Here is a 25,783-nt window from a genome sequence, read left to right as displayed (position 1 = left end):
CCCTAGTGCGCGGCGATCTTTTCTTCTAAGGTTTTCAAGAGATTGCGAGCGTAAGTTCGTTGTTCTTCTGGCGCATCACTGATGACGTCTTCCAATAATAAGCAAGCACCTTCACTATCGCCTATCTCTATGTAGGCAAGCGCTAATTTGAGACGCACTTCATAAGCCGGTAATGCCGGCTTATCTTCTTGCGGTGGGCTAATGTGCGCAACGCACGCTGGGCTTTGAATGGCGACTTCAGTGCTTTTCTCTGAAGCGAGATTGCTGAGTGAGTTTGCTGGAATGGATGCCGCTTGAGTAGTCTCTGTTAATTGAGGTAGTTGAGCGAGTTGATGGGGGGCCGCAGGCGTAGATGCAGTTTGTGCTTCAGATTTATATTCATTTGCTAGATTAGATTTTTGTGTTGGCACTTGCGCGTCACGCAAAGGCTTTGAAATATTGACTAACTCTGCCGGTGCCGCAGCGACCATCGTCGTAACAGAAGCTAGTTTGTTCGTGGAGTCTGATACCGATTTTTTAGGTACGAATAAAAATGCCGCTAATGGGATTTGTTTTAATTGATCTACGCTGCGCGGACGATTGGGTTCTTGTGCCAATTTCATTAAATTCTCTAGATTTTCATAGAGTGTAATGTCAAATCCTTGACGACCGTTGATGCGAGAGTTTGCTAGTAAACGTTCTAGATAGGTGGCGACATGATCCTCATGCCACAGCTCTAAAATCTTATTTAAGACGTGCGGATAATCGGCGATTTGTTTTTGTCCTAAATCTTGGTGATCGTTCCACGATGGGACATTAATATTGAACAGTTTTTTTATTTCTTTGCGTATGGATTCAAAATTGGACTGATCATTTTCTTGACGGAATCCCTTAATCATAGAGAGCCAAGGCAAGGGGGATGTCGGGCGATTTTTGGTAGATTCTACATAGCGATCATGGGCTGAGCTGCCAGGGGTGTACACATTGAGCCACGCATCGACAAAGTTTTTTACCTGTGACATCTCTTGTTCAGTATTGGGGTTTATGCTTGTCTTGCTAGTCGTTGTGGCCGATAAGGGCTCTGAATTGTGCTCCATTACGCTGGAATGAAATGAAGAAACGACGCTATGGTGTGCCAGTTGGCGGGTGTCAATCAAAGATAGTATGGAATCTTGAAATTGCCGCAAGCCGGTGGTGAGTTCGGCGAGGCTGTTATTAAATGCGGCTTTGACGTGCAAGCGCCAGAACGAAAATAAGGAAATTACCATAAAAAATGTCATTAAACCTACTAGACATTGTGTCCAAAAAACTTTTTGCGCATCACTTTCTAATAGCGATTTTTTTTCTTGATTGATACGGGTATTTTCCGCCAGTAAGGCGTTTAACTCCAGATGTAAATCAGCACGCAGGTTCGTATTTCGGTTCGAGTTTTCGGTGGTGTTTATTGACTTTGTTTTTTGAGTAAGATTGCTGCTTGATTCATTAATCTCGGGTGCTGCCGCGTGAGCTAAGTGATTGGCATTGAGTGGATTGATCTGGTCTAAAACAATGAGTAGGGAAAACGCGATCAAGGCGCGTACTATTCTTCCTGTGACAGCATGGGCGTGCGGTGTAGTCATAGTGATCCAGAAATCGTGGTGGGAATTTTTTTATCGGACTTTGATCATGGACTTTTCTGCGCTTATGGACACGGCTGATGTTTGATCTCAATGGGATCGCGCTTTAAGTTCTGATCTTTTTTCTTATGAGGATTTTAAGAGAGAAAGAATGGCACATGATTGGTACAGTGATAATTGTTTGCATAAAACAAACACAATGCGTGCACAATTTTTAGCAAAGTATTGAGCACTGGAAATTACAGTGCCGTAAGGCAAAATTTCCAGTGCTATGGGTGTGCTCTTCAGTGATCGTGGGTGAAGCGATGTGATTTCGCTTATGTTCTAAGTATTGCGTAACGCTGCCCGTGTGGCATGCGCATGTTTTTCCCACGCTCGGCTTTTCCAACGACGATACATCAAGATACCTCGCACCCATTCGTCAATCGCAAAAGCGCACCAAACACCGACTAAACCCCAGCCAAAATAAATGCCAAACACCCAAGCTAAACTGACCGCAATTCCCCACATAGAAATGATGCCGACATACAGTGGAAAGTAAGCGTCACCGGTAGCACGTAATGAATTAATGACGACTAAATTGAAGGTGCGCCCAGGTTCCAATAGTAGCGATACCCGCAGCAATACGGCACCGCTAGCGATGATCGCGGGGTTGCTGCTGAACAGTCCAAATAATGAAGAAGCAAATAAAACCACGATGGCAGTCATCACTACCGTAACCGCAATGCCCAAGCGCAGACTGCGTAATAATTGGCGGTAGGCTAATTCAATTTCACCCGCACCGATAAAATGTCCAATCATGATTTCAGTACCTATACCGATCGCGATGCTGAGCATCATCATGATCATCGATAATTGCATCGCGTAGGTGAAGGTTGCCATACTGGTTTCACCCATCTGCGCGATGAAATAAGTGATCACCATAAAGCTAGTCCACCAACTGAGATTCTCACCCGCTGAGGGAATACCTATGTGTAAAATTTTCTTGATGATATCGCGAGAGAATTGCCAGAACGCAGTGAACGGAACATGCAGGTGTAGGCGCTTTTTAAGTAACCAGATAAATACCAAACAGGCGATTGCGCGGCTAATCACGGTTGAAAGCGCAGCACCTACTACGCCTAGTTCTGGGAAACCAAGATAGCCAAATATTAAGACGACATTTAATCCTATATTGAGCAAATTCATCCCCAATGCAACACCCATCGCATCCCTAGTGTGTCCATGCGCACGCAGGACAGAGCCAAAAATAATATTTAAGGCCTCCAAGAACAAAGTGCCACCCATTAGCGCCAAGAAGGGTTGTGCGTACGAAAGTAGTGCTGCTGGTAGCTGGAGTAATCCCAGCATTTGATTGGAGAAGGCAAAAGTCATTGCACTAATAATCGCCCCCAACCAAAAATTGACACCCACTGCGGTGGTCGCGACGCGGTCAGCGCCCGCCTTATCTTGCGCGCCCAGATAATGCGTGATCACGACGCTGCAACCCAATCCGACGAAAGAGAACAGTACGATAAAAAATACCACGATCTGATTTGCCACAGAAACACCTGCTGCAGCCGCATCCCCTAAATGACTGATCATGAAGACATCTATCATACCCGGCAAAATATGCGACAACTGCTCAATAAAAATGGGCCAAGTAACGGCAAACAGTCCGAGTTTTTGTAGCTTATTGGTGTTCATAGTGGGGCAGAGTGAAACGAGACGGGGGACAGCAAAGAGTAACTAGCCATTATAACGGGAACTTTCAAAGCCCTTTGGTCATCCTAGATTGGCTGCAAAAATAAATGCACGATAAATCCTCGATCAATACAAGATAAACGCACGATTAATATAAGATCAAACACAACACTCGCATAGGAAAGCGAGCCGTAAAAAGGTATGATCAAACGCATTTTGGTGTTTGCCTCACGCTCAATCACATTGGAAAATAATATGAAAAAAATGCGTCCTATTTTGTCCACTACATTGTTAGCCAGCTCGCTAGTCAGTTTATTCGCCACCTTGTTGAGTACAAATTCATCCGCTCAAACAACGAGCCAGATAACTAATCAGATAACGAGCAGTATTTTATTAAAACCAGATCGCGTTTTTGACGGGCAGCAAATGCACAGTGATTGGGTGGTGCTGGTACAGAATAATAAAATTGTTGAAGCAGGTGCCATGCGTTTTAAGCTTGCTGCCGATACTAAAGTGATTGAGCTAAAAGGCATGACTTTAATGCCTGGCCTAATTGAAGGCCATTCACATTTATTACTGCATCCTTATAACGAAGTCAGTTGGGATGATCAGGTCTTAAAAGAAAGTCGTGCCGAGCGCGTGATTCGAGCGGCAAATCACGCAAAGGCGACTTTGGCGGCAGGCTTTACCACCGTACGTGATTTAGGTACCGAAGGGGCAGAGTACGACGATGTTGGTTTGAAAAAAGCAATAGAAAAAGGCGTGATTTTAGGCCCTCGCATGATAATCGCGACCAAGGCGCTCGTTGCTAAAGGTGCTTATGGACCTAAGAGCGTCAATCCAGATCTAGATTTGCCACAAGGTGCAGCGGAGGTCTCAGGCGTAGAGCAAATCGCACATGAAGTTCGTACCCAAATCGGCAAGGGAGCCGATGTGATTAAGGTGTACGCAGATTATCGTGCGGGCAGAGATGGCGAAGCGGCGCCGATTTTCTCTACCGAAGAAATGGCGGTCATGGCGACCATTGCGAAAAGTGGCAACCGTCAATTGGTAGCGCATGCATCTACACCTGAAGGCATGCTGCGAGCCATTAATGCGGGTGTCTCCACCATAGAACACGGTGATAGCGCGACCGAAGAGGTGTTTAAGCGCATGAGAGAAAAAGGCGTGACTTTGTGCCCAACTTTGGCGGCAGGTGACGCAATAGAACAGTATCGTGGCTGGAAAAAAACCATCGATCCAGTGCCGGCTCGTATTCTCGCCAAACGTCAGAGCTTCGCATTGGCATTGAAATTAGGTGTCAACATCTGCATGGGTGGTGATGTTGGTGTCTATGCGCACGGTGACAATGCAAGAGAAATGGAATTGATGGTCGACTATGGTATGAGCGCACTTGAGGTCTTACGCTCGGCTACTTCGGTGAATGCGAAAGCTTTCGGTTACGCTGAAAAAATTGGGAGTATTAAAAAAGGTTTGTTAGCTGACTTGGTGGCAGTGGAAGGCGATCCTTCGAAGGATATTCAAGCGGTGCGTCGTGTGAAGTTGGTGATGAAGGACGGTAAAATTTACCTATAGTCGCGTGATTTAAAAATGCATCGATAAAAATCCGAAAAAATCGAAAAAATCCAAATACATAAACGCAAAATGAAGGAGTCGTATTTTGAAATTGAACAATAAAATCGCCGCCTATATCGCTGCCAGTCTAAGTTTGATGACTATTACGACGCAGGCTAGATCCGCCACCGAAATCGATGCCGCGACCAGTTTTCTAGTAGCTCAATTGCCCGATTCAAATTCAGGCACCGATGCACAAAACTACGCCAGCTTAGTCAAGCTGTTCCAAGATTGGCGTAACTTTGAGCGACCCAGTGTGAAAGATGGTGCGCCAGATTACACAGCAATTCGCCGCGACAAAGATTATCAGGTATTTAAACGCTATCAAGCGCGGCTTAAGTCCATGGATAGCAGTAAATGGACAGTCGCGCAAAAGGTCGATCTCCAAATCGTACAAGCCGAAATGAACGGCTATGATTTTAATCAACGCATTTTGCAGCCATGGGTGCGTGATCCGGCTTTTTACCAAAGTATCTATACCGAAGCCAGCGATACGCCAGCAAGAGAAGGTCCGACCAATCATGCCACCATCGAAGTATGGAAATATCGTTTCCCTCTATCTAGCGAAGATCAGATTAAACTCGCCAAAGAGCTAGCAGTTATTCCTCCCTTATTAAAGCAAGCTAAAGGCAATCTCACTGGCAATGCATGTGATTTATGGATCGCAGGTATTAATACTTTCGAGCTACAGGCTGAAGAATTAAAAAACATAGAAAAAGATTTAGTCAGCTATGCCAATTCTGAATTAAAAAAGGCATTAACCGCTGCGCAGATCGCTAATGCCGATTTCATCACATGGCTGAATGCACAGGCACCCCGCAAAAACGGCCCTTCGGGTATCGGGAAAGAGAACTACACTTGGTACCAACAAAATGTCCATTTGGTGCCATTGACCTGGCAACAAGAAGTTGATTTGCTTCAGCGCGAATTAGATCGTGCTTGGGCGAATTTGAAGTTGGAAGAGCAGCGCAATAAAGATTTACCACCCATGCGGGCTGCGAGTACCGACGACGAATACAAGGCAATGGCAGATCGTGCCGCTAGTAAGCTCATGCGCTTTTTGAGTAATAAGCAAGTGATGCCGATCAAAGCAAATATGGAACCAGCTTTGCGCGAGCATTTACAATCTTTTGTACCCGAAGATAAGCGAAACTTCTTCAGTATCACGCTGCACTATGATCCTGTTGCCTTGTATTGCCATTGGTATCATTGGTTTGATTTGGCGCAAATGCGTGATGAACCCCATACTAGTTTGATACGGCGCGGACCCTTGTTATATAACATTTGGGATAACCGCAACGAAGGAGTGGCGACTGGAGTTGAGGAAATGTTTATGCACATGGGCTTACATGATGATAGTCCACGATCTCGTGAGCTAGTGTGGATATTACTAGCGCAACGCGCAGCTCGTGGACTTGGCTCATTATACGCACATGCGAATCAAAAAAATATGGAAGAAGCCAGTCGAATGCATCTTGATTGGACGCCACGCAATTGGATGCGCCGCGAGCCGCATTTAATTAAATTTGAACAGCATTTGTACTTGCGTCAACCGGGCTATGGCACCAGCTACATAGTCGGTAAATATTTGATAGAACGTTTGATGGCGCAACGCGCTAAACAGCTAGAGCTAGAAAATAAACCTTTTGTGATGCAAGATTTTTTTAAGGCATTCAATGATTTTGGTAATATTCCGGTCATGTTGACTAGCCAACAAATGCTAACAAAATAATTTTTTATGTTCGCAAATAAAAAAATAAGTGAACAAAACCCACAAGGAAAAAACATCATGACAACAATCGTCAAAAGCGATTTAGAAATTGCACAAAGCGCTCAACTCAAACACATCAACGAGATTGCTAAATTATTGGGCGTGGATATCGATGATCTCGAACACTATGGTAAGTACAAAGCCAAATTACCACTGCACTTGATTGACCCAGCAAAAATTAAAAAGAATAAATTGATCTTGGTCACCGCCATCACACCAACCCCACCTGGCGAAGGTAAAACCACCACATCAATTGGCCTCACCGAAGGTCTAAATCGAATCGGTAAAAAAACCACGGTTGTATTGCGCGAACCTTCGCTAGGCCCAGTGTTTGGTATCAAAGGCGGCGCAGCGGGTGGTGGTTATTCGCAAGTGGTGCCGATGGAAGATATTAATCTGCATTTTACTGGGGACTTTTCTGCGATTGAAAAAGCGAATAACTTATTAGCTGCCTTGATCGACAATAATATTTACTTCCAAAAAGAAAGTTTAGGGATTGATCCACGCACGGTGAAGTGGAAGCGTGTGATGGACATGAATGATCGCTCATTGCGCAGCATCATTACTGGCTTGGGTGGTCGTCCTGGCGGTAACCTACGTGAAGCGGGTTTTAATATTACGGCAGCGTCCGAGATCATGGCGATCTTGTGCCTTGCAGAATCCTTCCAAGATTTGAAGACCAAGCTCGGCAACATTTATGTCGGCGATACTTACGACAATAAGCCAATTTACTGTCGCGATTTGAAAGCGCAAGGTGCGATGGCTGCTTTATTGAAAGATGCAATCAAACCCAATTTGGTACAAACTTTAGAAGGAAATCCTGCGATTATTCATGGCGGTCCATTCGCGAATATCGCGCAGGGTACGAACTCGGTGTTGGCGACTAAACTTGGTCTGTCTTTATCAGATTATGTGGTGACCGAAGCAGGCTTCGGCGCCGATTTAGGCGCAGAAAAATTCCTCGATATTAAGTGCGGCTATTCGGGTTTGAGTCCGTCCGCAGTCGTCATTGTCGCTACGGTTCGTGCATTGAAATATCACGGCGGCCAAGATCTCAAAACCCTGACAACACCGAATTTAGATGCGCTCAAAGCAGGTTTTGCGAATCTCGAAAAGCACTTAGAAAACATCGCCCAATTTGGTTTGCCAGCGGTTGTGTCGATTAATCGCTTCAGCAGCGACAGCGACGAAGAACTCGCTTTCTTAAAACAAGCGTGTGAATCACGTGGAGCCAAAGTGGCGCTCTCTGAAGGCTGGGCAAAAGGCGGTGAAGGAACAACCGACTTAGCTCGCGCGGTCGTCGAAACTGCAGAAAACTTCAACGGACGTTATACCCCGATTTACGATTGGAATAGCGATATCAAAACCAAAGTCGAAACCGTCGCCAAGAAAATCTACGGTGCTGGTTCCGTGGTTTTCCAAGCGAAAGCGCTGGCCGACATCAAACACATAGAGGGTTTGGGCTTAGGACATCTACCAATTTGCATCGCCAAAACACAAAAGTCTTTCTCGGATAATGAAGCTTTAATCGGAAGACCAAGCGGCTTTGAACTCACAGTGCGCGAATTCGAAATTGCTGCCGGTGCTGGCTTCTTAGTACCAATCACAGGCGCAATTATGCGTTTGCCGGGATTGCCTGCGGTACCCGCTGCCTTGCATATTGATATTGATGATCAGGGTGTGATTAGTGGCCTCTCTTAATTTGTTTTGATAAAACAAATTATCGGACGTGAACGTGTTCAGTAACTCCTTTTTCCGCGAATGCTGATCACCCGCGACGAACTTATGTGACTAGAATAAGTACCTTCACAAGTCGAGGAATCTAGAAAACTCCCTCTCCCGCAAGCGGGAGAGGGTTGGGGTGAGGGTAGTTCAGATTAGCCAAACAGTTATTCAATATCGGCTGGCATACACATACGCCAGAAACGTCATTGCACTGACACTTAATTTAATGTCAGAAATCTAGCCACATTGCAGCTAAACAAATTGAGTTCCTGTTCAAAAATAGACTGAACTGAAGAACGCTTTAAGATCAGCAACGTGCAATTTTTACAGCGCTTGATTGTAGTGATTGCGAGATATTCAAATGGCATACTTAAGTTCGCCTATTCCACATTTTAATCGTTACATAAATCGTTACATATTTGTGTGTTTCAGATCGCATTTTCATGTATGATAAATTCATCTATTGATGATTAAATAATCGTTACATGACTATTTCAGCAAAAGTCCTTGAAATATTACGCACTTGGCAACGACAACAAGCCGGTGAATTGTTGGGGCGACTTGGCGTTAGCCGTCCTTCCTTGATGCGTGCGATTGCCGAACTACAAGGGCAAGTAGTATCGCGTGGCCGCGCGCGCAGGACGGCCTATGCAGCACGTCGCGCTATTCGTGGCAACCTTAAACCATTACCGTTTTATCGCGTCGATGAACAAGGTCAAGTGCACGAGAGTGGCTTACTTGAGCCGACGTATCCCGCAGGCTGCGCTGTCACATTTGCAGAAGATTTCCCTTGGCTCTTAGATGATGAAATGCGCGATGGTTGGTTTCGCGGCTTGCCTTATGTTTTTGGTGACATGCGACCGCAAGGTTACTTAGGCCGCAATTTTGCGCATCAGTTTGCAGCACTCATGCAAGTCGATGAGACGCTCACCAGATGGAGTGAAGATGATGTGTTGCATGTGCTTAGTTTGCTTGGGTCAGATCAGCCCGGCAATTACATCATCGGTGAACAAGCCTTGCATCGTTTTTTAAATTCGCAGCAACAAGCCGCACATTTTTTAAAGGACGATGAGATCGAGGCTGCCTATCCGACTTATGCACTGCAAGCACTCAATTTTGGCGTTGCCGATTCTTCGGCGGCGGGCGAGTTCCCCAAATTTACCGCACGTCGCTGGCGAGATGCACCGACCCACGTCATCGTCAAATTCTCTGGCGCAGACGATACACCGCAAGAGCGCCGTTGGGCTGATCTATTGATCTGCGAGCACCTAGCACTAAGCACTATCGCCGATACGCTGCAAGTGGACGCAGCTAACAGCCGCATCTACCAATTTGCTGGACGCACATTCTACGAGGTAGATCGTTTTGATCGGCACGGTGAATTTGGTCGCTCTGGTGTGTGTAGTTGGCACGAATTAAATGCTGCATTATTTGGCGGCACTGGAAATTGGTCAGACGGTGCCGACGCGCTCCTGAGTGCGAACTGCATTGCAGAAGAAACTGCGCAGCAAATAAAACTGTTGACCCATTTTGGTCGCATGATAGGCAACACAGATATGCATGACGGCAATCTCGCCTTCTTACCCGATATGCGCTTGGCGCCAGCTTATGACATGCTGCCAATGATGTATGCACCACAGCGCGGCGTGGAGCTGGTTGAGCGTCAATTGAAGTTTTCCTTGCCTTTACCGAAGGAGCGCGAGACTTGGTTGCGTGCTGCCAAGGCGGCTGCTGTGTTTTGGCGTCGTGTTGAGGCTGATGACCGTGTTAGTTCTGAGTTTCGGCGGATTGCTGGGGTGAGTGCTAAACTTGTTGCTTGCTTGGTTGCCCTTCAGAGTGGTTGAGTTGACTAGGTGAAAGTCTTGACCGATCCAAACATATTGAAGGTTTGAGTTTAGATTATCTACTGATTTTTATCGCTAAGACGTAAAAATCTTTCGCTGATAACGAGGCTTAAATTGGTCGCCTTTATAGTTTTGAACTTACTGTGTGGGAATTGAAATTGCAGTAGGAGCTGGGTTCTTAGTGCCGATCACTGGTGCGAATATGCGATTGCCAGGTCTGCCTGCGATATTTACCGAGCTACTTGTCCTCGCAATATCTGAATATTGCTGTGGGAAGCGCCTCGCACTGCATCTCAAGCCTGGATTCTTTGGCAAAGATCATTGAAGTTTTAATTTGAGGAAGGGCCACGAGAGAGATCTGGTGGCGCCATTTCTTGAAAATTACTATCTATAACAACCTTGTTTTTTTAACCCGTGACCTTCGCCTTGCAGGTGCTCGCGAGTCGTTACCAACGGGCATTCGCTTATCCAAATTCATCGACATCTCTCTAGCTTGTGGCATATTGAATTCCAACATGCGCTCAAAGAGCATTGATCCAGCCGCTCGTTCTGCACTACCCATGTCTTGAAGATGTAGAGCAATATCAAGTAAACACTCCGCACTTAAATACCAAGAAGTAGCGATATTGCCCATTTGGTCCCCAGCAATGTCAAGCAATGCGTTCGCTACACGGCAAATTCGTTCTGGTTCAGTAGTTGTTAATTTGACTAATAATTCGGGGAGGTTTTCAGCCCGACCGTTCTTAAGTAGGTTTGGATAAACCACAATAGCATCTAAAAATTCTCTGGTTTCAGCGTCAACTGAGAACCCATCATTTATGAAGATTGTTGATACTGCATTCAGGATATGTTCATCGCTACTATGGGTTAGGGTTAATAGAATAGGATGAACTACTGGTCTTGTAATTGGTTCATGCCACAGATGAGCGACTGAATGTGCCAGCCCAAGTGTGAACTCTAGCGAGTTCATCTTCTCAAAGGAATATGCCAGTTCTCGCGGCCAAATTTCTGCGGGAAATTGTGCGTGACGCAGGGCGACTAATTCACCTGTACCTTGCAGATTCTTTGCATGTTCTAACGTGTAAGTTATCCATCGCTGAATTGCTATAGAGGAAGCCCAATGGTAAGCATGAGCAAGAAAACGAATCCAACCTGATCCGTTTGCTATGCAGGCGTCTTTTTGCAATAGTTTGTCGATTAGTGATTCAATGCGTGAGGGTTCTGCAATTCGCAGATTTAACATATCTCTTTGAAGGAGTGCATCCCATACCTTTGGTGATTCTGTTCGATCAACATGCAGTTCGAGAATAGCTAACCAGTGATCAATACGTAGAGGCACAGAGGTTAAGCACGATGCTGAAATCGCATTGAGTATCGGATAGTTTCCATTTGGGAGGACGCTCATTGATCTATTGTTCCAGAGAATAGTTTGTTGGTTATCTTGTTTATTATATTCATCTTCTTGGAACGAATTTGACGGAGGCGGAGTTAGCCAATGTTCCATTCGATCAATTAATGTTTGTGGAACGGGGAATTCTCTACTTGCAGTACTTGCGATGGCGTACGCCGCATCTCGTCGAAAATCAATACCAACAAAGCCTTTATCTTCAAGTTCAGCTATCAAAGTATAAAGTTCAGGCGCCGGAAGGCCTGCCGGTACAAGTTCGCGCAAAACCATTGCCACTGGAATTTCGTTTTGGCTTGGTTGGAGTGCTTGAACGATCCGAAGTGCTTTGTTTAAGTCCTTTTTCGTAAGGTTAGTTAATTCGCGACTTGCCTGGATCGCGCCGCCTTTCATTTGGTGCCTTGGATGATCCCATGCAGACTCGTCTGTCAATTCAACGAAAAGATTGATAATTTCGGAGTCGCTGGCTCTCTCCATTTGTTCAGCACTTACCGGGCTTCCAATCCACTGCACTCCCGAAAATTTGGCGTCATGGTTCTCTAGGTTTGGGAAAGCTCGTTCTTCCTCTGCTATGAGGCGCTGCAGGTCGAGGCTGCGTTTCGCACTTGGAACTGCTCGCAAAAGGCGCAGGCGATGCTGTCTTGCCCATTGAAGCCTTCTGTGTCTGACCTCAGCAGATTCATCAGCTCGTGCCGAGTCAGTGTATTGTTGCCAATTAATCAGTAATGCTTCAAGACGTAAAAGATTTGCTGTTTCAAGAAACGGACTCATCGCGCTGATGAGTGAAATGCTTTCCTTGTGAACGTCGGTGTAAGGACCAAGCACCAGCCGTCTCGCGTCTGAAGTTAAATAGTCAAATAGTCGCAGCGGGAAGCTATTTGCGGCGCATATTCGGCCGATCGACAGTAGTCGGTGTACCACTAATAGGTCAGAATTCGCATGTTCGTCCGCGAAGTTAAGAAAGTCTGCAGGATTACTTTTGGCCCATGCTTGTACGGCTAAACGTATTGAACGCGTCAGCGGCTGCTCGTGACGAGATTCCGCATCGTCCAGTTCTAGGATGCCAATTCCATAATTTTGCCGATAGCTTACGATAACATCGGACTCATCGGTGGTACATAATTGCAATGCATCGAGTAAAGGTGGCCAAATCGATAGAATGAATGCTCTAGGGGAGGCCTCTGCAATTGCCTCCAAGCCGTGGAAGTGTCGTGCTTCGAGAATGGACTGTATGCTTTGGGAGACATTAGAGGTTATAGTTTCGTCATCTGAGGTTGAGTTTTGCGGAGCTTTTACCGCGTTAACTTGGCGGGCGAGCCACGCTGCGATAATCCTTGGCGCCTCCTCAGGAAATGCAGCGCTCACTACACTCGCTAAATCCCCGACAGCCCACTCGGAAATTGGCGTCCGTCCTGCAATCGTCACTATGCTATTTAGCCACTGCCCCTGTTGAGGCACAACGCTGCCGAAACCAAGTACCTGCCAACTCAATAGATCTCGGTTCTGATTGATTAACCAATGCCGGCATACAAGAGCAACAACAGCGTCAGCATCGAAGTGCAAGGCCTGCCGCAGAAAGGGCAGTAACATTTGTGCCTGATTGTCCGGCAATGTCATCAATGCCGGAAGGTGTGTTGTTGCTAAAACCGAGAACCATCCCGGACTTCCGACAGCAGCCCCTATGAATCTTGGTAAGAACCATTGGTTTGTCAGTGCGTTTTCTACTAGTCGTTTTTCCGCGGTTAAAGGTACCGTCTGCCGTCCGAGAAATTCTATTAGAAGCATCTTCAAATGCGGTCGAAGGTCAGCTGCCCAAAGTCGCCCAATCTCTGTTACGTATTCCTCAGGGCTCGCATTCCGAAAGTACCCGAGCGCATGCCATAATTGGGGACGAACACGCAGGCTGCTTTGCTGTGCTCGTACAGTGTCAGTAAGGCTTCCTCTTGTTTCTAGAAAACTACGTGCTCGGATAAATTCATACAAAGTTTGGTGTCGAAATTCTACTCTGCCGGGCCCATTGTCAAGACGTAGTAGCCCATTCGCAGCTAATGCTTGTATTTCCGTGAAGTGATCATCGACCAAAGCTAATGGTAGTCCGAGTACTTCTCGGTCTGCCATTATTTTCGCCAAATGCATTAGCGTTGTCTTGCGTTTTCCGCTTTCGTCACTTAGAACTTGCGTCTCCCATTGTTTCTCCAACAATCCATGGAAGCTCTTCAGAGCTGCTGGTTCAGTCGTTTCTTCAAGTAGCGATAAAAATATGTCTAAGGCGTGAGGAGACCGTATGGTCTGCTGTAGGTCATGGTTCCACATTTCTGCTTGAAGGCCACGTGCATTTAAGACAGCTAACACCGTCGACCAATCTGGCAACTCCAACTTCAAAATACTTGCATCCAAATTTCTAAGCGATGGATCATGTCTTTGTTCGAAAGTGCGACACGAGATGACAGTATGTAATCCTGGTTCATCTGAGAGATCTTGAACAAGATCGAGTAAAACCCGCAACCGAGCAGAATGCTGAACGACCAAGTCTGCTAGGGCATCAACTTGATCAATGACAACAAGAACCGGGCCACTCTTGGCCAAATGGCGCAATACTTTTGCGGAATCTCCGCCAAGGTCTAAATGCCGCGCGAGTGCACTTCGATCCCTTAATTCCGGAGGGAGTCGGTCAGCCTTGATCGCTAAAACAGTCCATCCGATCGCAAGTTTCTCTTGGGCCAATCGAACTAAAAGCGACGACTTTCCACATCCAGGATCGCCAATTAGAAAATGTGTACCCATAGAAGAAGTGTCGAGATTGTGCTTGAGTATATCGAGTTCGGGACGTTGAAGCCATGTACCGTCGGGTAATGTGTTTGGCCAACTCAATAATTCTGCTGACGCGATACGTAAACGCGTCGAGAGCTCATTTGCTGCAAGATGTTCAATGCTAGTGGATTCAAGTGCCGCAACTGTCTTCGTTGGGATGATCTCCACATTTTTCAAAAATTCGAGTAGGGTTTTATGCAGAAAGTCTGAGCGAGATTTTGGCTTGGCAATTTCGATGTGATCACCTTCAATCGGAATAGGTGCGACTCCGGCAATACCGGGGTCGCTGCTATTGCTATCAACGATCAATAGGTGTTTTCCGAATGAAAAGCCAAAAAATCTTTTTCCGATAAAGACGCCTTTGGTCTCGTAAAACACACCGACTTCGAAACGCCGCTGACTTTGCAAATTGCGAAACTGCGTGTTTAGTAGCTTCAGCCAGCCATCATCGCGCGCCATGTTCGTGACTTGAGGATTCGTTTTGAGGAAAAGTCGCAGATTGTTCGCAATCGTCGCAAGATTAGAACCCTGATGTGGGGTTCCAATGAAGACAATTCCAGCAATTGAATTGAGTAACTCTGTTCGTTGTTGGTCGCCAAGAGTTGCTACTTGTGCTGCCGCTTGTGTCATACCAGCCTTAATAACCAAGCCTCCAAGGCTGTGACCTATTAAGACCAAGCTGCGATTTTTTAGAATCGGTTCTGCTTGGATCGATGCGAAGAGGGACTCTCCAAGTTCGGCAAGATGCATGGCATCATCAGTCCAGCCGGATATCGCGGCGCCGTACGCTGCGACCCAAACATTGCATTCGAAATCTTCGCCAACCCAGATAGGCCAAAGTGAAGCTTGATCATCTGGGTCGTGCATCCAGGTAGAACGAGCATCGCCACCGAGGCCGTGGATGAAAATTACGTGTAACGCATCTAAGTTGGAAACGGCATGTATTTGAGTAAGTTGCGCCATGTGGTTATCTCTAAAATTCACTAATCATTTGATAAGGCCATTGTCCAAGTTTTACGGGTAAAGTAATAGTCTGTTTAATTTGACGCTCTTGCTATGTTCAATAGCTATTAGCTTTTGCCAGTCTTATATATTGTACATTGCTAATTCAACTAACTAATCGTTTAGTAAATGGAGAAATGGCTAGATATTAAATTCCCCACCTAGTTCCAAAGAACTATCCCATCCTAGTGCCAATGCTTACCTCTAGGCACCGCTCCGAAGAATGGGCGACTTCATCACCAATCTCTAAAATTTGATCATGTCAAAGTGAAGTGAGCATCTGGCCCACTTCATCTCAAACAACAAGGAGTGTGAGATGAGTCATTTTCTGGATAGATTGAAGTTCATGTCTAAGGTGAAATCCACCTATTCTGACGGACATGGTGCGGTGGTGGATGAGGATAGACAGTGGGAGAACGCTTACCGCAGTCGCTGGCAGCATGACAAGATTGTGCGTTCTACGCACGGCGTGAACTGTACTGGTTCTTGCTCTTGGAAAGTGTATGTCAAGAACGGTTTGATTACCTGGGAAACCCAGCAAACAGACTATCCACGTACTCGTCCTGATTTGCCGAATCATGAACCACGCGGTTGCCCTCGTGGTGCTTCGTATAGCTGGTATGTGTATTCTGCACAGCGCGTGAAATATCCGATGATTCGTGGTCGCTTGATGGAAATGTGGCAGGAAGCGCGTAAAACCATGGGCCCAATTCAGGCGTGGGAAGCTATCAGTCAAAATCCAGAAAAAGCTAAACGCTATAAATCTGTGCGCGGCCTTGGTGGATTTGTGCGTGCTGATTGGGATACGGCGCAAGAAATTATCGCAGCGGCGAATGCGTTCACCGTGAAGAAATTCGGCCCAGACCGCGTAATTGGCTTCTCACCAATTCCAGCGATGTCCATGGTGTCGTATGCAGCCGGTGCACGTTACCTGTCTTTGATCGGTGGCGCCTGCTTGTCTTTCTACGATTGGTATTGCGATTTGCCACCAGCGAGCCCACAAATTTGGGGTGAGCAAACCGACGTCCCAGAATCGGCTGACTGGTATAACTCCACTTATTTGATGGTGTGGGGTTCCAACGTGCCGCAAACACGTACGCCTGACGCGCACTTCTACACAGAAGTTCGTTATAAAGGTACGAAGACAGTTGCGGTGTCTTCTGACTTCGGTGAGATGGTGAAATTTGGTGACATCTGGATGGCACCAAAACAAGGTACTGATGCAGCCCTAGCGATGGCGATGGGTCATGTGATTTTGAAAGAATTCCACCTCGGTGGCAAGTCTGATTATTTCCGCAGCTATGTGAAACAATATACCGACATGCCTATGCTGGTACGTTTGGTTGAGCGCAATGGCTGCTTTGTGCCAGATCAAATGTTACGTGCTTCGCAATTGCCAGGTGGCTTGAATGAGGCAAATAACGGTGATTGGAAGACACTCGCCATTGATGCGAACACCAATGAAATCGTGACACCCAATGGTTCGATTGGTTATCGCTGGGGTGAAGGCAAGGTTAACGACGGCGAGAAAGTCGGTCGTTGGAACTTGGAAACTAAAGATGGTGGTTCCGGTCGTGAGATCGATCCGCAATTGAGTTTGGTGGCTAAGCATGATGAAGTTGTTAGCGTAGGCTTTAACTACTTCGGCGGAGCAGATGCGAACGACATGGTATTGCGCAATGTGCCTGCACGTAAAGTGCAATTAGCAGATGGCTCTGAGATTTTAGTCGCGACTGTGTATGACTTGTCGATGGCGAACTACGGTGTCGATCAAGGCTTGGGCGGCGCAGTTGCTAGCTCTTACGATGATGACGTGCCATACACACCAGCTTGGCAAGAGAAGCATACTAGCGTTAAACGTGAATTAGTGATTCAAGTAGCGCGTGAATTTGCGCAAAATGCACACGACACCCATGGTAAGAGCATGGTCATCGTTGGTGCGGCTTTGAATCACTGGTACCACAACGATATGATTTATCGCGGCATCATCAATATGCTGATGATGTGCGGTTGCGTGGGTCAATCTGGCGGCGGTTGGGCGCACTACGTGGGCCAAGAAAAACTGCGTCCACAATTCGGTTGGGCGCCATTAGCGTTTGCGTCTGATTGGACGCGCCCACCACGCCAAATGAATGGCACCAGTTTCTTCTATGCGCACACGAGCCAATGGCGCCATGAGAAGTTGCACATTGATGAAATCCTAGCGCCCACGGCGGACAAATCCAAAGTCAGCCACATGAGCATGATCGATATGAATGCCAAATCTGAGCGTCTCGGCTGGTTACCATCTTGCCCGCAACTAGAAACTAATCCTTTGGATGTCTGCGATGCGGCGGCAGCAGCGGGTGTAGAACCTGCAGAATACCTGAAGCAAAGCTTGAAGTCTGGCGCAGTGAATATGAGTTGCGATGACCCAGATAATCCTAAGAACTTCCCACGCAATATGTTCGTGTGGCGTTCGAATATTCTCGGTAGTTCTGGCAAAGGCCATGAGTACTTCTTGAAGTATTTGCTCGGCACGCAAAATGCCTTGTTTGATGATCCAGATGAAGCGGTCAAACCATCGGAAGTGAAATTCCGTGAAGAAGCCGCTGAAGGTAAATTGGACTTGTTGACGGTGTTGGATTTCCGTATGAGCACGACTTGTTTGTATGGCGACATCGTGTTGCCAACCGCGACATGGTATGAAAAAGATGATTTGAATACCTCTGATATGCACCCATTCATTCACCCATTGAGTGAAGCCGTGCAACCTTTGTGGGAAAGTAAAACCGACTGGGAAATCTACAAAGGTATCGCTAAGAAATTCACTGAAATCGGTGGCGACTATCTCGGCACACGCAAAGACATCGTCTTGCAACCATTGATGCACGATACACCAGGTGAATTGGGTCAAGCGTTTGAGCCTAAAGATTGGAAAAAAGGCGAGTGTGATTTGATTCCTGGTAAGACAGCACCGAGCTTTGTTGTGGTGGAACGTAACTACAAAGAGATCTACAAAAAGTTCACCTCAATTGGACCTTTGTTAGACAAACTCGGCAATGGCGGTAAAGGCATTAACTGGAACACTGAACACGAAGTCCATGAAATCGGCGGTATCACCAAAGTGGTGACCGAAGAGGGCGTATCAAAAGGCCGCCCACGTCTGGAAACAGCGATTGATGCTTGCGAAATGATTTTGACCTTTGCACCAGAAACCAATGGTCATGTCTCCGTCAAAGCATGGGAAGCTTTATCAAAAATCACTGGTCGTGATCATACGCATTTAGCAGTGGGCCGTGAACATGACAAGATCCGTTTCCGCGATGTACAAGCGCAACCCCGTAAGATTATTTCTGCACCGACTTGGTCAGGTTTGGAATCGGAAGAAGTCAGCTACAACGCTGGTTACACCAACGTACATGAATTGATCCCATGGCGCACGCTCACTGGTCGTCAGCAGTTCTACCAAGATCACCGTTGGATGCTCGATTTTGGTGAAGGTTTGTGCGTGTACAAACCAGCGATTGACACCAAAACTGTGGCACCGATGTTGAACAAATCACCGAACGGTGAAAAAGAAATCGTGTTGAACTGGATTACACCGCATCAAAAATGGGGTATCCACTCTACCTACTCTGACAACTTGCGGATGTTGACTTTGAGTCGCGGTGGCCCACACGTCTGGGTTTCTGAGATCGAAGCAAAAGAAGCAGGTTTGGTGGATAACGATTGGGTTGAAGTATTTAACAGTAACGGTACTTTGACCGCGCGTGTGGTGGTCAGCCAGCGTGTGCCAAAAGGTATGTGCTTGATGTATCACGCCCAAGAAAAAATCGTCAATACACCAGGTGCAGAACTGTCCGGTATGCGTGGAGGTATCCATAACTCGGTAACACGTGCGGTGTTGAAACCAACGCATATGATCGGTGGTTATGCGCAACAAGCGTACGGCTTTAACTACTACGGCACGGTGGGTAGTAACCGCGATGAGTTTGTGGTCTTGCGCAAGATGAAAAAAGTGGATTGGTTAGAAGCGAAGTTAGAAGATCGGTTGGAAGAATCTGAAGGAGCAGCGTCATGAAAATTCGCGCACAAGTAGGCATGGTGTTAAACCTTGATAAATGTATCGGTTGCCACACCTGTTCCGTGACCTGTAAAAACGTGTGGACTAGCCGTGACGGTGTTGAGTACGCTTGGTTCAATAACGTCGAAACGAAGCCTGGCATTGGTTATCCTAAAGAATGGGAAAATCAAGCTAAATGGAAAGGCGGTTGGCATAGAAACGAGGCTGGCAAATTAGAGCCAAAACAAGGTGGCAAATTACGCATCTTGGCGAACATTTTTGCCAATCCTAACTTGCCACAGATAGACGATTACTACGAGCCATTCACCTATGATTATGAGCGTCTGCAAAACGCGCCATTGTCACAAACGCCGCCAACAGCACGTCCTATATCTGTCATCACTGGCAAGAAAATGGACAAGATCGTGTGGGGTCCGAACTGGGAAGATGACTTAGGCGGTGAATTTAGTTCACGTAGTCGTGACCAGTTATTTGAAGGCGTACAAAAAGAAATGTACAGCACCTTTGAATCGACTTTCATGATGTACTTGCCACGTTTGTGTGAGCACTGCTTGAACCCAGCATGTGTGGCGTCATGCCCATCTGGCTCGATCTACAAACGTGAAGACGACGGCATCGTGTTGGTGGATCAAGATAAGTGCCGCGGCTGGCGTATGTGTATCTCTGGTTGCCCTTACAAAAAGATTTACTACAACTGGAGTTCAGGCAAAGCGGAAAAATGTACCTTCTGCTATCCACGTATCGAAGCAGGTCAGCCAACAGTTTGTTCAGAAACTTGCGTAGGCCGTATTCGTTACTTGGGCGTGTTGTTGTATGACGCCGACAAGATTGAAGCCGCGGCATCCACACCCAATGAGCAAGACTTGTATCAAGCGCAGTTGGATTGCTTCTTAGATCCGCATGATCGAGAAGTGATCGCTGAAGCACGCAAACATGGTATTCCAGAAAGCTGGATTACCTCAGCGCAAAAATCGCCTGTGTACAAAATGGCGATGGAATGGAAGATTGCCTTCCCATTGCATCCTGAATATCGCACTTTGCCTATGGTTTGGTATGTACCACCTTTATCACCAATTCAAAAAGCCGCAGAAGCAGGCCATATGGGTATGAACGGCATTATTCCTGACGTGAAATCCTTGCGTATTCCTGTGCGCTATTTGGCAAACTTGCTGACAGCAGGCAAAGAAGAGCCAGTCTTGGAAGCGCTAGAAAAAATGTTGGCGATGCGTGCGTACAAGCGTTCTGAAGTCGTGCATGGTGAACTTGATCATGAGGTCTTGAAACAAGTCGGTCTGACAGCAGCGCAAGTCGAAGACATGTATCAAACCATGGCGATTGCGAACTACGAAGACCGTTTCGTGATTCCATCCTCCCATAAAGAAATGGTGGAAGATAGTTTCAACGAAAAAGGTAGTTGTGGCTTCACCTTTGGCAATGGTTGTTCAGGCGGTACTTCTGACGGTGCATTGTTTGGTAAGAAGCCTCAGGGTAGTGTGATTTTTGTGGATATGCCGAAGTCGCGTAAGAAGTTGTCGACGACTGAATAGCTCTTATCTCCCTTCTCCCGCAAGCGGGAGAAGGGGCGGGGATGAGGGAAATTGATAAAGTCGAACAGAGTTTATTTGGCGACGTCAAACAATTCGGATTACTGAACGCCCCTCACCCTAACCCTCTCCCGCTTGCGGGAGAGGGGATATCCAAAGTAGAAATGACGCTAATAGCGCCACAAAGAATAAAGGAAATCGTATGCAAATTTATCGCATTTTATCCGCGCTACTGAGTTACCCGCAGCCAGATTTGATCGCTGCTCTGCCAGAGATTCGTGCTGAGCTGGCTGCAGATCAAGAGACTGCGGTTGCTCTCCAGCCCTTGCTGAATTACTTGCAAGAGAGTGATCTGATTAGTGTGCAAGAGAACTACGTGGGAACCTTCGATCGTACCCCTTCAGTGGCTCTGCATTTGTTCGAGCATATTCACGGTGAAAGCCGCGATCGTGGTCAAGCGATGGTCGATTTAATCTCAGAGTATCGCCGTTATGGTTTTGAGCCAGAAGCGAGCGAATTGCCAGATTATGTACCGCTATTTTTTGAGTTCCTCAGTTTGGTCGATGCTGAGACCGCGGAAAAATTACTCGGTGAAGCAATTCACGTTTTAGCGGCGATTGGTATCCGCTTACAGCGCAAAGACAGCCCTTACGCCAACGCCTTCTTACTGTTAACTGCATTTACTGATGTGGTTCCGCAAGAACAAGGTGAGCCTCCAGTGCGCGATATGGACGATGCGATGGAAACCTTCGGCCCTGGTGTCGATGGTGTTGAGCCTTTGTTGAAGCCTGGCTTATCGTGTTCATCGAGTGCTGCATCGGGTGGCGCGCAGGCTGTGAATTTTTATCCACGTCAGGCTAAGACAACCGGTGCTCAATTGCCGGGCTAATTGTTTACTCCTTCCCCTTCAAGGGGAAGGTCGGGATGGGGATGGGTTTTAGTCGGAAATAGCTACATCAATAGTTCAACCGAAACCCATCCCCACCCTAACCCTCCCCTTGGAAGGGGAGGGGATTAAGTAAGTTAATTTCATTCACGCGTGAATTTTAGAATGCAGAGTCAATAAAGAGGAAACATCATGGACTACTTACATCAATTTATCTACGGGATTTATCCCTATATCGCTTTAGCGATTTTCTTGTTCGGTAGCTTGGCACGTTTCGAGCGCGAACAATATACGTGGAAGAGTGATTCTTCTCAAATGCTCCACGCCGGTAATCTGCGTGTGGGTAATATCTTGTTCCACATCGGCGTGCTTGGTTTGTTCTTCGGCCATATGGTTGGTTTGCTGACGCCTATCGTTGTGTGGGATACGCTAGGCGTCACACATGGCTTCAAACAAATGATCGCGATTGTGATGGGTGGCGTATTTGGTAGCCTGTGTATGGTTGGCTTGCTGATTTTGATGCACCGTCGTTTTACCGATGCGCGTATCTCTGCAGTGACCAAAACCGGTGACAAAGTCCTGTTGTTGTGGATTTTCATTACCTTAGGCTTGGGATTGTCTACGATTTTTGAATCCTTGCATCATACAGATGGTCAAATGATGGTTTTGTTGATGACATGGGCGCAGCACATCGTTACCTTCAAAGGCGATGCGGCTAGTTATATCGTCACCGCACCGTTCTTGTTCAAAGCGCACTTGTTTATGGGCTTAAGCTTGTTTGTAATTTTCCCATTTACTCGTTTAGTGCATGTGTGGAGCGGCTTTGCATCAGTCGGTTATTTGAGCCGTGCATGGCAGTTGGTACGTCCACGCTGATCAAACTTCTAGCTTGTCGTTCCTGCCTACGCAGGAGCGACAATGAATCAAATTGCCAGCATAAAATTTTTAGGAGGCAATCATGCCCGTCATAGTTAATGGTTACGAACTCAGCGATGCTGAGATGGAAAAAGAACTGCCAGAGCATCAAGGAACGGCAGATCCGATGAAGAGTGCGATGACGGCTTTGGTCTTGAGTCGCGTCTTGTTGGATAAGGCCAATGAACTCGGTTTGTCGGGTGAAGATGAAAACAAGATCGAAGCTTTGTTAGTACGTGAAGTCGTCGTACCTAAGCCAAGTTCAGAAGAATGTCTGCGTCACTATCAAGCGCATCCACAGCGTTTTACTGTGGGTGAATTGGTCGAAGCAAATCACATTTTATTCCAAGTGACACCCGCGCTCGATCTCGATAATTTACGACGTCATGCCGAAGTGGTGTTACAAGATTTGTTGGAAAATCCAGCCAATTTTGCCGCGATGGCAAAAGCAAATTCAAACTGCCCATCTAGTGAAGTGGGTGGCAATCTCGGGCAATTAACGCGTGGCGACACTGTACCTGAATTTGAAAAAGTGATTTTCTCCGCAGAAGAACACAAGATCGTGCCACGTTTGGTAGAAACCAGATTCGGTCTGCACATCGTGCAACTAGGTCGTAAATTGGCAGGAAAATTACTGCCATTCGAGAAAGTTGAAAGCAAGATCGCTGACGCGATGCAAAGAGCAAGCCACGATCATGCGATGCGCCAGTATCTGCAATTGATGATTGGACAAGCCAAGATCAGCGGTATCGAATTGGAAGGTGCTGAGTCGCCTTTGGTGCAGTAAGTAGAGATAAAGCAGGGTGCGCAGCGCGCACCATTGAAATGTATGAAAAAGCGGTGTGCATGGCACACCCTATGACTGGATAGAATCGGGAGTCAATCATGTCTCAAGCAATGATGAGTTTAGTAAAGCAACACCAAGAGTGTGACGATCAATTAAATCGTGTCGAAGCCGCTTTGCATAAAGCAGACTTGTCTTCAGCTGGTAGAAATTTTCGTTTGTTCGATGAACAGTTAGAACACCATTTCCGCCTGGAAGAAGAGCGCTTATTCCCTGCGTTTGAAAAAGCCACCGGTATGACCAATGGCCCTACCGTGGTGATGCGTGGTGAACATGCAGAGATCCGCCAATTGCGTGATCAAGCCATGGATGAAATTGAACAAGGACAGATCGAATCGGCTTTGGCAACGATTGATACGCTAAATGTCTTGATTCAACAGCATAATGTGAAAGAAGAAAATATTCTCTATCCTATGTGCGGTGGCAGTGTGCCAAACTTGATGTCGGTACTTGGTATGGGCGGTTGTGGTGGTGCTTGTTCCTGTGCAGCTTAATTGAATTTTGATCTATCTCCCCCTAAATAGCTTTGCTTAGCGCAGGCTAGAAAATTTACTCAGCTTAAGCAAATTTAGGATGCTGATTAAAAAGCGTTAAGAACGAGATGACGTTCCCATGTTCACTTGCTCTCTTGCTTATATAGATCGCGCTACACTGCTTGATAGCAAGTAGATGTTCCAATCGCAAAGGCGAAGCAATGTCTGTTCCAAAAATTCTCAACTATGAACTAGCGCCTTCGCCAGCAACCATTTTTGGCTGCCTGTTGCCCGCGCCGTGGTTAGGTGTGGTGGCGGGATTGTTACTCGCCTTTGGTCCTGAAGCAGGATTGCCTAATCGTTTTTCGCCTTTAGTGTTAGCCGTCACGCATGTATTGGTGCTGGGAATGCTAGAGCCGATTATGGTCGGTGCCTTATTTCAATTGTTTCCTGTGGTGGCCGGGCAGGTGGTGCGACCGGCGAAATGGATAGCACCTTTTGTCGCGTTGGGATCGACGGTAATTGCGGCGGGGCTGAGCACAGGTTTCTTGCACGGGAATACAGCGGGATTTACTGTCGCATTGCTGCTTGCCCTTATTTTATATGGTGCTATTGTTTTGGCTTTAGCACAGGCTGCGTGGCAGATGGTGTTGCCGCCGACACCAGACGCAACGCTCAAGACTTTGCGCGGGATTGCACTGGCTTTGGGATTGGTCGTTGCGCTTGGCGTGGGATTAGCGGGTGCCTTGGCAGGTTGGTGGTCGGTCGATATTGCTTATGTTTTGCGCTTACATGTCGCGTGGGGCTTGGTAGGGTGGATCGCAGTCTTGGTATTGGGTGTGGGAACGACCGTGGTGCCGATGTTTTGGCAAACGCCTCGCCCAACATCGACTTGGCATCGGCGCTTGCCTTGGGATATTTGGTTAGGGCTGTTCATTCTGTTTTTACCTTTATCAGATACTTTAGCGAAATTATTGTTGACCGCTTTATCACTTTTAGTCAGTTTATTGGCATTTCGTGCGGTGCGAGCTTTACTGCAAGCGAAGCGCCGTTTTGATCCCGCTTGGCCCTTGTGGCTGACTTGTGCGCTAAGCTGGGGGATTGCTGCTTTTATCTTGTTGATTCAAACCCATTTAGAAGATTTACTGACGCAACCGCTAACGTCTTTTTGGCAACAAGCCATTCTTTGGTGGATAGGTGTGTTGTGTTTGGTCGGTGGTGCGGTGATGCCAGTCAATGCCATGCTCGGCAAAATTATTCCCTTTTTGATTTTCCTGCATTTGCGTCGGCAAATACCTATGGGTACCCGCGTTCCTAGCATGCAAGTCGTGTTGCCACCTGTGCGCTTACGGTGGCAAGCGTATATGCTTGGCTTTAGTTTTGTTTGTCTTTTGCTATTGCCGGTCGCACCTGATATTTTGCGTTATTGGGGCGGCTTGAGTTTTGCACTGTCTCAGGGCGCTTTGGCTGTCTTTTTATTGCATAGTTTGGCGCGTTATCGTAAAGAACTGAAGGTCAGTTTGTTTTCGAAGCCTATTTAATAAAGAATTTGGATGTGATTTGAAGCGCATTGTTGAAAAATGCTCAGGTAAATTCCTTGATCTC

Annotated in this window: 14 protein-coding genes; 11 read left to right on the top strand and 3 right to left on the bottom strand. The window is 46.8% G+C overall.

Annotation, left to right across the window (positions count from 1 at the left end):
• Window positions 1-2 precede the first annotated feature (2 nt).
• Both ACFFJH_RS16805 and ACFFJH_RS16800 read right to left on the bottom strand, forming a co-directional pair.
• On the bottom strand, window positions 3-1,598 hold the full coding sequence (locus ACFFJH_RS16805; RefSeq protein WP_390214098.1) for a FimV C-terminal domain-containing protein: 1,596 nt from the start codon (window positions 1,596-1,598) through the stop codon (window positions 3-5).
• A 321-nt stretch (window positions 1,599-1,919) separates the two neighbouring features.
• Window positions 1,920-3,281: an MATE family efflux transporter gene (locus tag ACFFJH_RS16800; RefSeq protein ID WP_390214097.1), complete on the bottom strand. Its 1,362-nt coding sequence runs from the start codon at window positions 3,279-3,281 to the stop codon at window positions 1,920-1,922.
• A gap of 252 nt (window positions 3,282-3,533) precedes the next feature.
• Between ACFFJH_RS16800 and ACFFJH_RS16795 the strand changes: the two genes are divergently transcribed.
• From ACFFJH_RS16795 to yjjJ, 4 genes are all read left to right on the top strand, one after another.
• Complete coding sequence (locus tag ACFFJH_RS16795; RefSeq protein ID WP_390214096.1) at window positions 3,534-4,853, top strand: metal-dependent hydrolase family protein; 1,320 nt, start codon at window positions 3,534-3,536, stop codon at window positions 4,851-4,853.
• Between the two features lie 85 nt (window positions 4,854-4,938).
• Complete coding sequence (locus ACFFJH_RS16790) at window positions 4,939-6,624, top strand: hypothetical protein (protein ID WP_390214095.1); 1,686 nt, start codon at window positions 4,939-4,941, stop codon at window positions 6,622-6,624.
• A gap of 57 nt (window positions 6,625-6,681) precedes the next feature.
• Window positions 6,682-8,364, top strand: coding sequence for a formate--tetrahydrofolate ligase (locus ACFFJH_RS16785; protein ID WP_390214094.1), 1,683 nt, complete (start codon window positions 6,682-6,684; stop codon window positions 8,362-8,364).
• Window positions 8,365-8,873: 509 nt separating this feature from the next.
• Entirely contained in the window at window positions 8,874-10,232 is a 1,359-nt protein-coding gene (gene yjjJ, locus ACFFJH_RS16780) for a type II toxin-antitoxin system HipA family toxin YjjJ (protein ID WP_390214093.1), read from the top strand.
• Between the two features lie 388 nt (window positions 10,233-10,620).
• Here yjjJ and ACFFJH_RS16775 read toward each other — a convergent pair whose 3' ends face one another.
• Complete coding sequence (locus ACFFJH_RS16775; RefSeq protein WP_390214092.1) at window positions 10,621-15,411, bottom strand: AAA family ATPase; 4,791 nt, start codon at window positions 15,409-15,411, stop codon at window positions 10,621-10,623.
• Window positions 15,412-15,766: 355 nt separating this feature from the next.
• Between ACFFJH_RS16775 and ACFFJH_RS16770 the strand changes: the two genes are divergently transcribed.
• From ACFFJH_RS16770 to ACFFJH_RS16740, 7 genes are all read left to right on the top strand, one after another.
• Window positions 15,767-19,513 (top strand): nitrate reductase subunit alpha, encoded by a 3,747-nt coding sequence (locus tag ACFFJH_RS16770; RefSeq protein ID WP_390214091.1) that lies wholly within the window; start codon window positions 15,767-15,769, stop codon window positions 19,511-19,513.
• Window positions 19,510-21,063, top strand: a complete 1,554-nt coding sequence (gene narH, locus ACFFJH_RS16765) for a nitrate reductase subunit beta (RefSeq protein WP_390214090.1) — start codon at window positions 19,510-19,512, stop codon at window positions 21,061-21,063. Before ACFFJH_RS16770 ends, narH begins: the two co-directional genes overlap by 4 nt.
• Window positions 21,064-21,262: 199 nt before the next feature.
• Window positions 21,263-21,949: a nitrate reductase molybdenum cofactor assembly chaperone gene (narJ, locus tag ACFFJH_RS16760; RefSeq protein ID WP_390214089.1), complete on the top strand. Its 687-nt coding sequence runs from the start codon at window positions 21,263-21,265 to the stop codon at window positions 21,947-21,949.
• Between the two features lie 189 nt (window positions 21,950-22,138).
• Window positions 22,139-22,822, top strand: a complete 684-nt coding sequence (gene narI, locus ACFFJH_RS16755) for a respiratory nitrate reductase subunit gamma (RefSeq protein ID WP_390214088.1) — start codon at window positions 22,139-22,141, stop codon at window positions 22,820-22,822.
• 82 nt (window positions 22,823-22,904) lie between these two features.
• The gene (locus ACFFJH_RS16750) at window positions 22,905-23,648 is read left to right on the top strand and encodes a peptidylprolyl isomerase (RefSeq protein WP_390214087.1); all 744 of its coding nucleotides are present in this window, start codon (window positions 22,905-22,907) and stop codon (window positions 23,646-23,648) included.
• 98 nt (window positions 23,649-23,746) lie between these two features.
• On the top strand, window positions 23,747-24,199 hold the full coding sequence (locus ACFFJH_RS16745) for a hemerythrin domain-containing protein (protein ID WP_212683959.1): 453 nt from the start codon (window positions 23,747-23,749) through the stop codon (window positions 24,197-24,199).
• Between the two features lie 200 nt (window positions 24,200-24,399).
• A complete protein-coding gene (locus tag ACFFJH_RS16740; RefSeq protein WP_390214086.1) occupies window positions 24,400-25,719 on the top strand; it encodes a hypothetical protein in 1,320 nt (439 codons plus the stop codon).
• Window positions 25,720-25,783 lie beyond the last annotated feature (64 nt).

The sequence above is a fragment of the Affinundibacterium danionis genome (assembly GCF_042432465.1).
Lineage (GTDB): Bacteria > Pseudomonadota > Gammaproteobacteria > Burkholderiales > Burkholderiaceae_D > Undibacterium > Undibacterium danionis.
Note: the sequence above shows the minus strand (reverse complement) of the source record. Positions and strands in the feature narration are given on the sequence as shown.

Excerpts from the sequence above, each read along its gene's own strand:
- narJ (WP_390214089.1), top strand. The coding sequence starts at position 21,263 with ATGCAAATTTATCGCATTTTATCCGCGCTACTGAGTTACCCGCAGCCA.
- ACFFJH_RS16770 (WP_390214091.1), top strand. The coding sequence starts at position 15,767 with ATGAGTCATTTTCTGGATAGATTGAAGTTCATGTCTAAGGTGAAATCC.
- ACFFJH_RS16740 (WP_390214086.1), top strand. The coding sequence starts at position 24,400 with ATGTCTGTTCCAAAAATTCTCAACTATGAACTAGCGCCTTCGCCAGCA.
- yjjJ (WP_390214093.1), top strand. The coding sequence starts at position 8,874 with ATGACTATTTCAGCAAAAGTCCTTGAAATATTACGCACTTGGCAACGA.
- ACFFJH_RS16785 (WP_390214094.1), top strand. The coding sequence starts at position 6,682 with ATGACAACAATCGTCAAAAGCGATTTAGAAATTGCACAAAGCGCTCAA.
- narH (WP_390214090.1), top strand. The coding sequence starts at position 19,510 with ATGAAAATTCGCGCACAAGTAGGCATGGTGTTAAACCTTGATAAATGT.
- ACFFJH_RS16800 (WP_390214097.1), bottom strand. The coding sequence starts at position 3,281 with ATGAACACCAATAAGCTACAAAAACTCGGACTGTTTGCCGTTACTTGG.
- ACFFJH_RS16750 (WP_390214087.1), top strand. The coding sequence starts at position 22,905 with ATGCCCGTCATAGTTAATGGTTACGAACTCAGCGATGCTGAGATGGAA.
- ACFFJH_RS16805 (WP_390214098.1), bottom strand. The coding sequence starts at position 1,598 with ATGACTACACCGCACGCCCATGCTGTCACAGGAAGAATAGTACGCGCC.
- ACFFJH_RS16795 (WP_390214096.1), top strand. The coding sequence starts at position 3,534 with ATGAAAAAAATGCGTCCTATTTTGTCCACTACATTGTTAGCCAGCTCG.
- narI (WP_390214088.1), top strand. The coding sequence starts at position 22,139 with ATGGACTACTTACATCAATTTATCTACGGGATTTATCCCTATATCGCT.
- ACFFJH_RS16775 (WP_390214092.1), bottom strand. The coding sequence starts at position 15,411 with ATGGCGCAACTTACTCAAATACATGCCGTTTCCAACTTAGATGCGTTA.
- ACFFJH_RS16745 (WP_212683959.1), top strand. The coding sequence starts at position 23,747 with ATGTCTCAAGCAATGATGAGTTTAGTAAAGCAACACCAAGAGTGTGAC.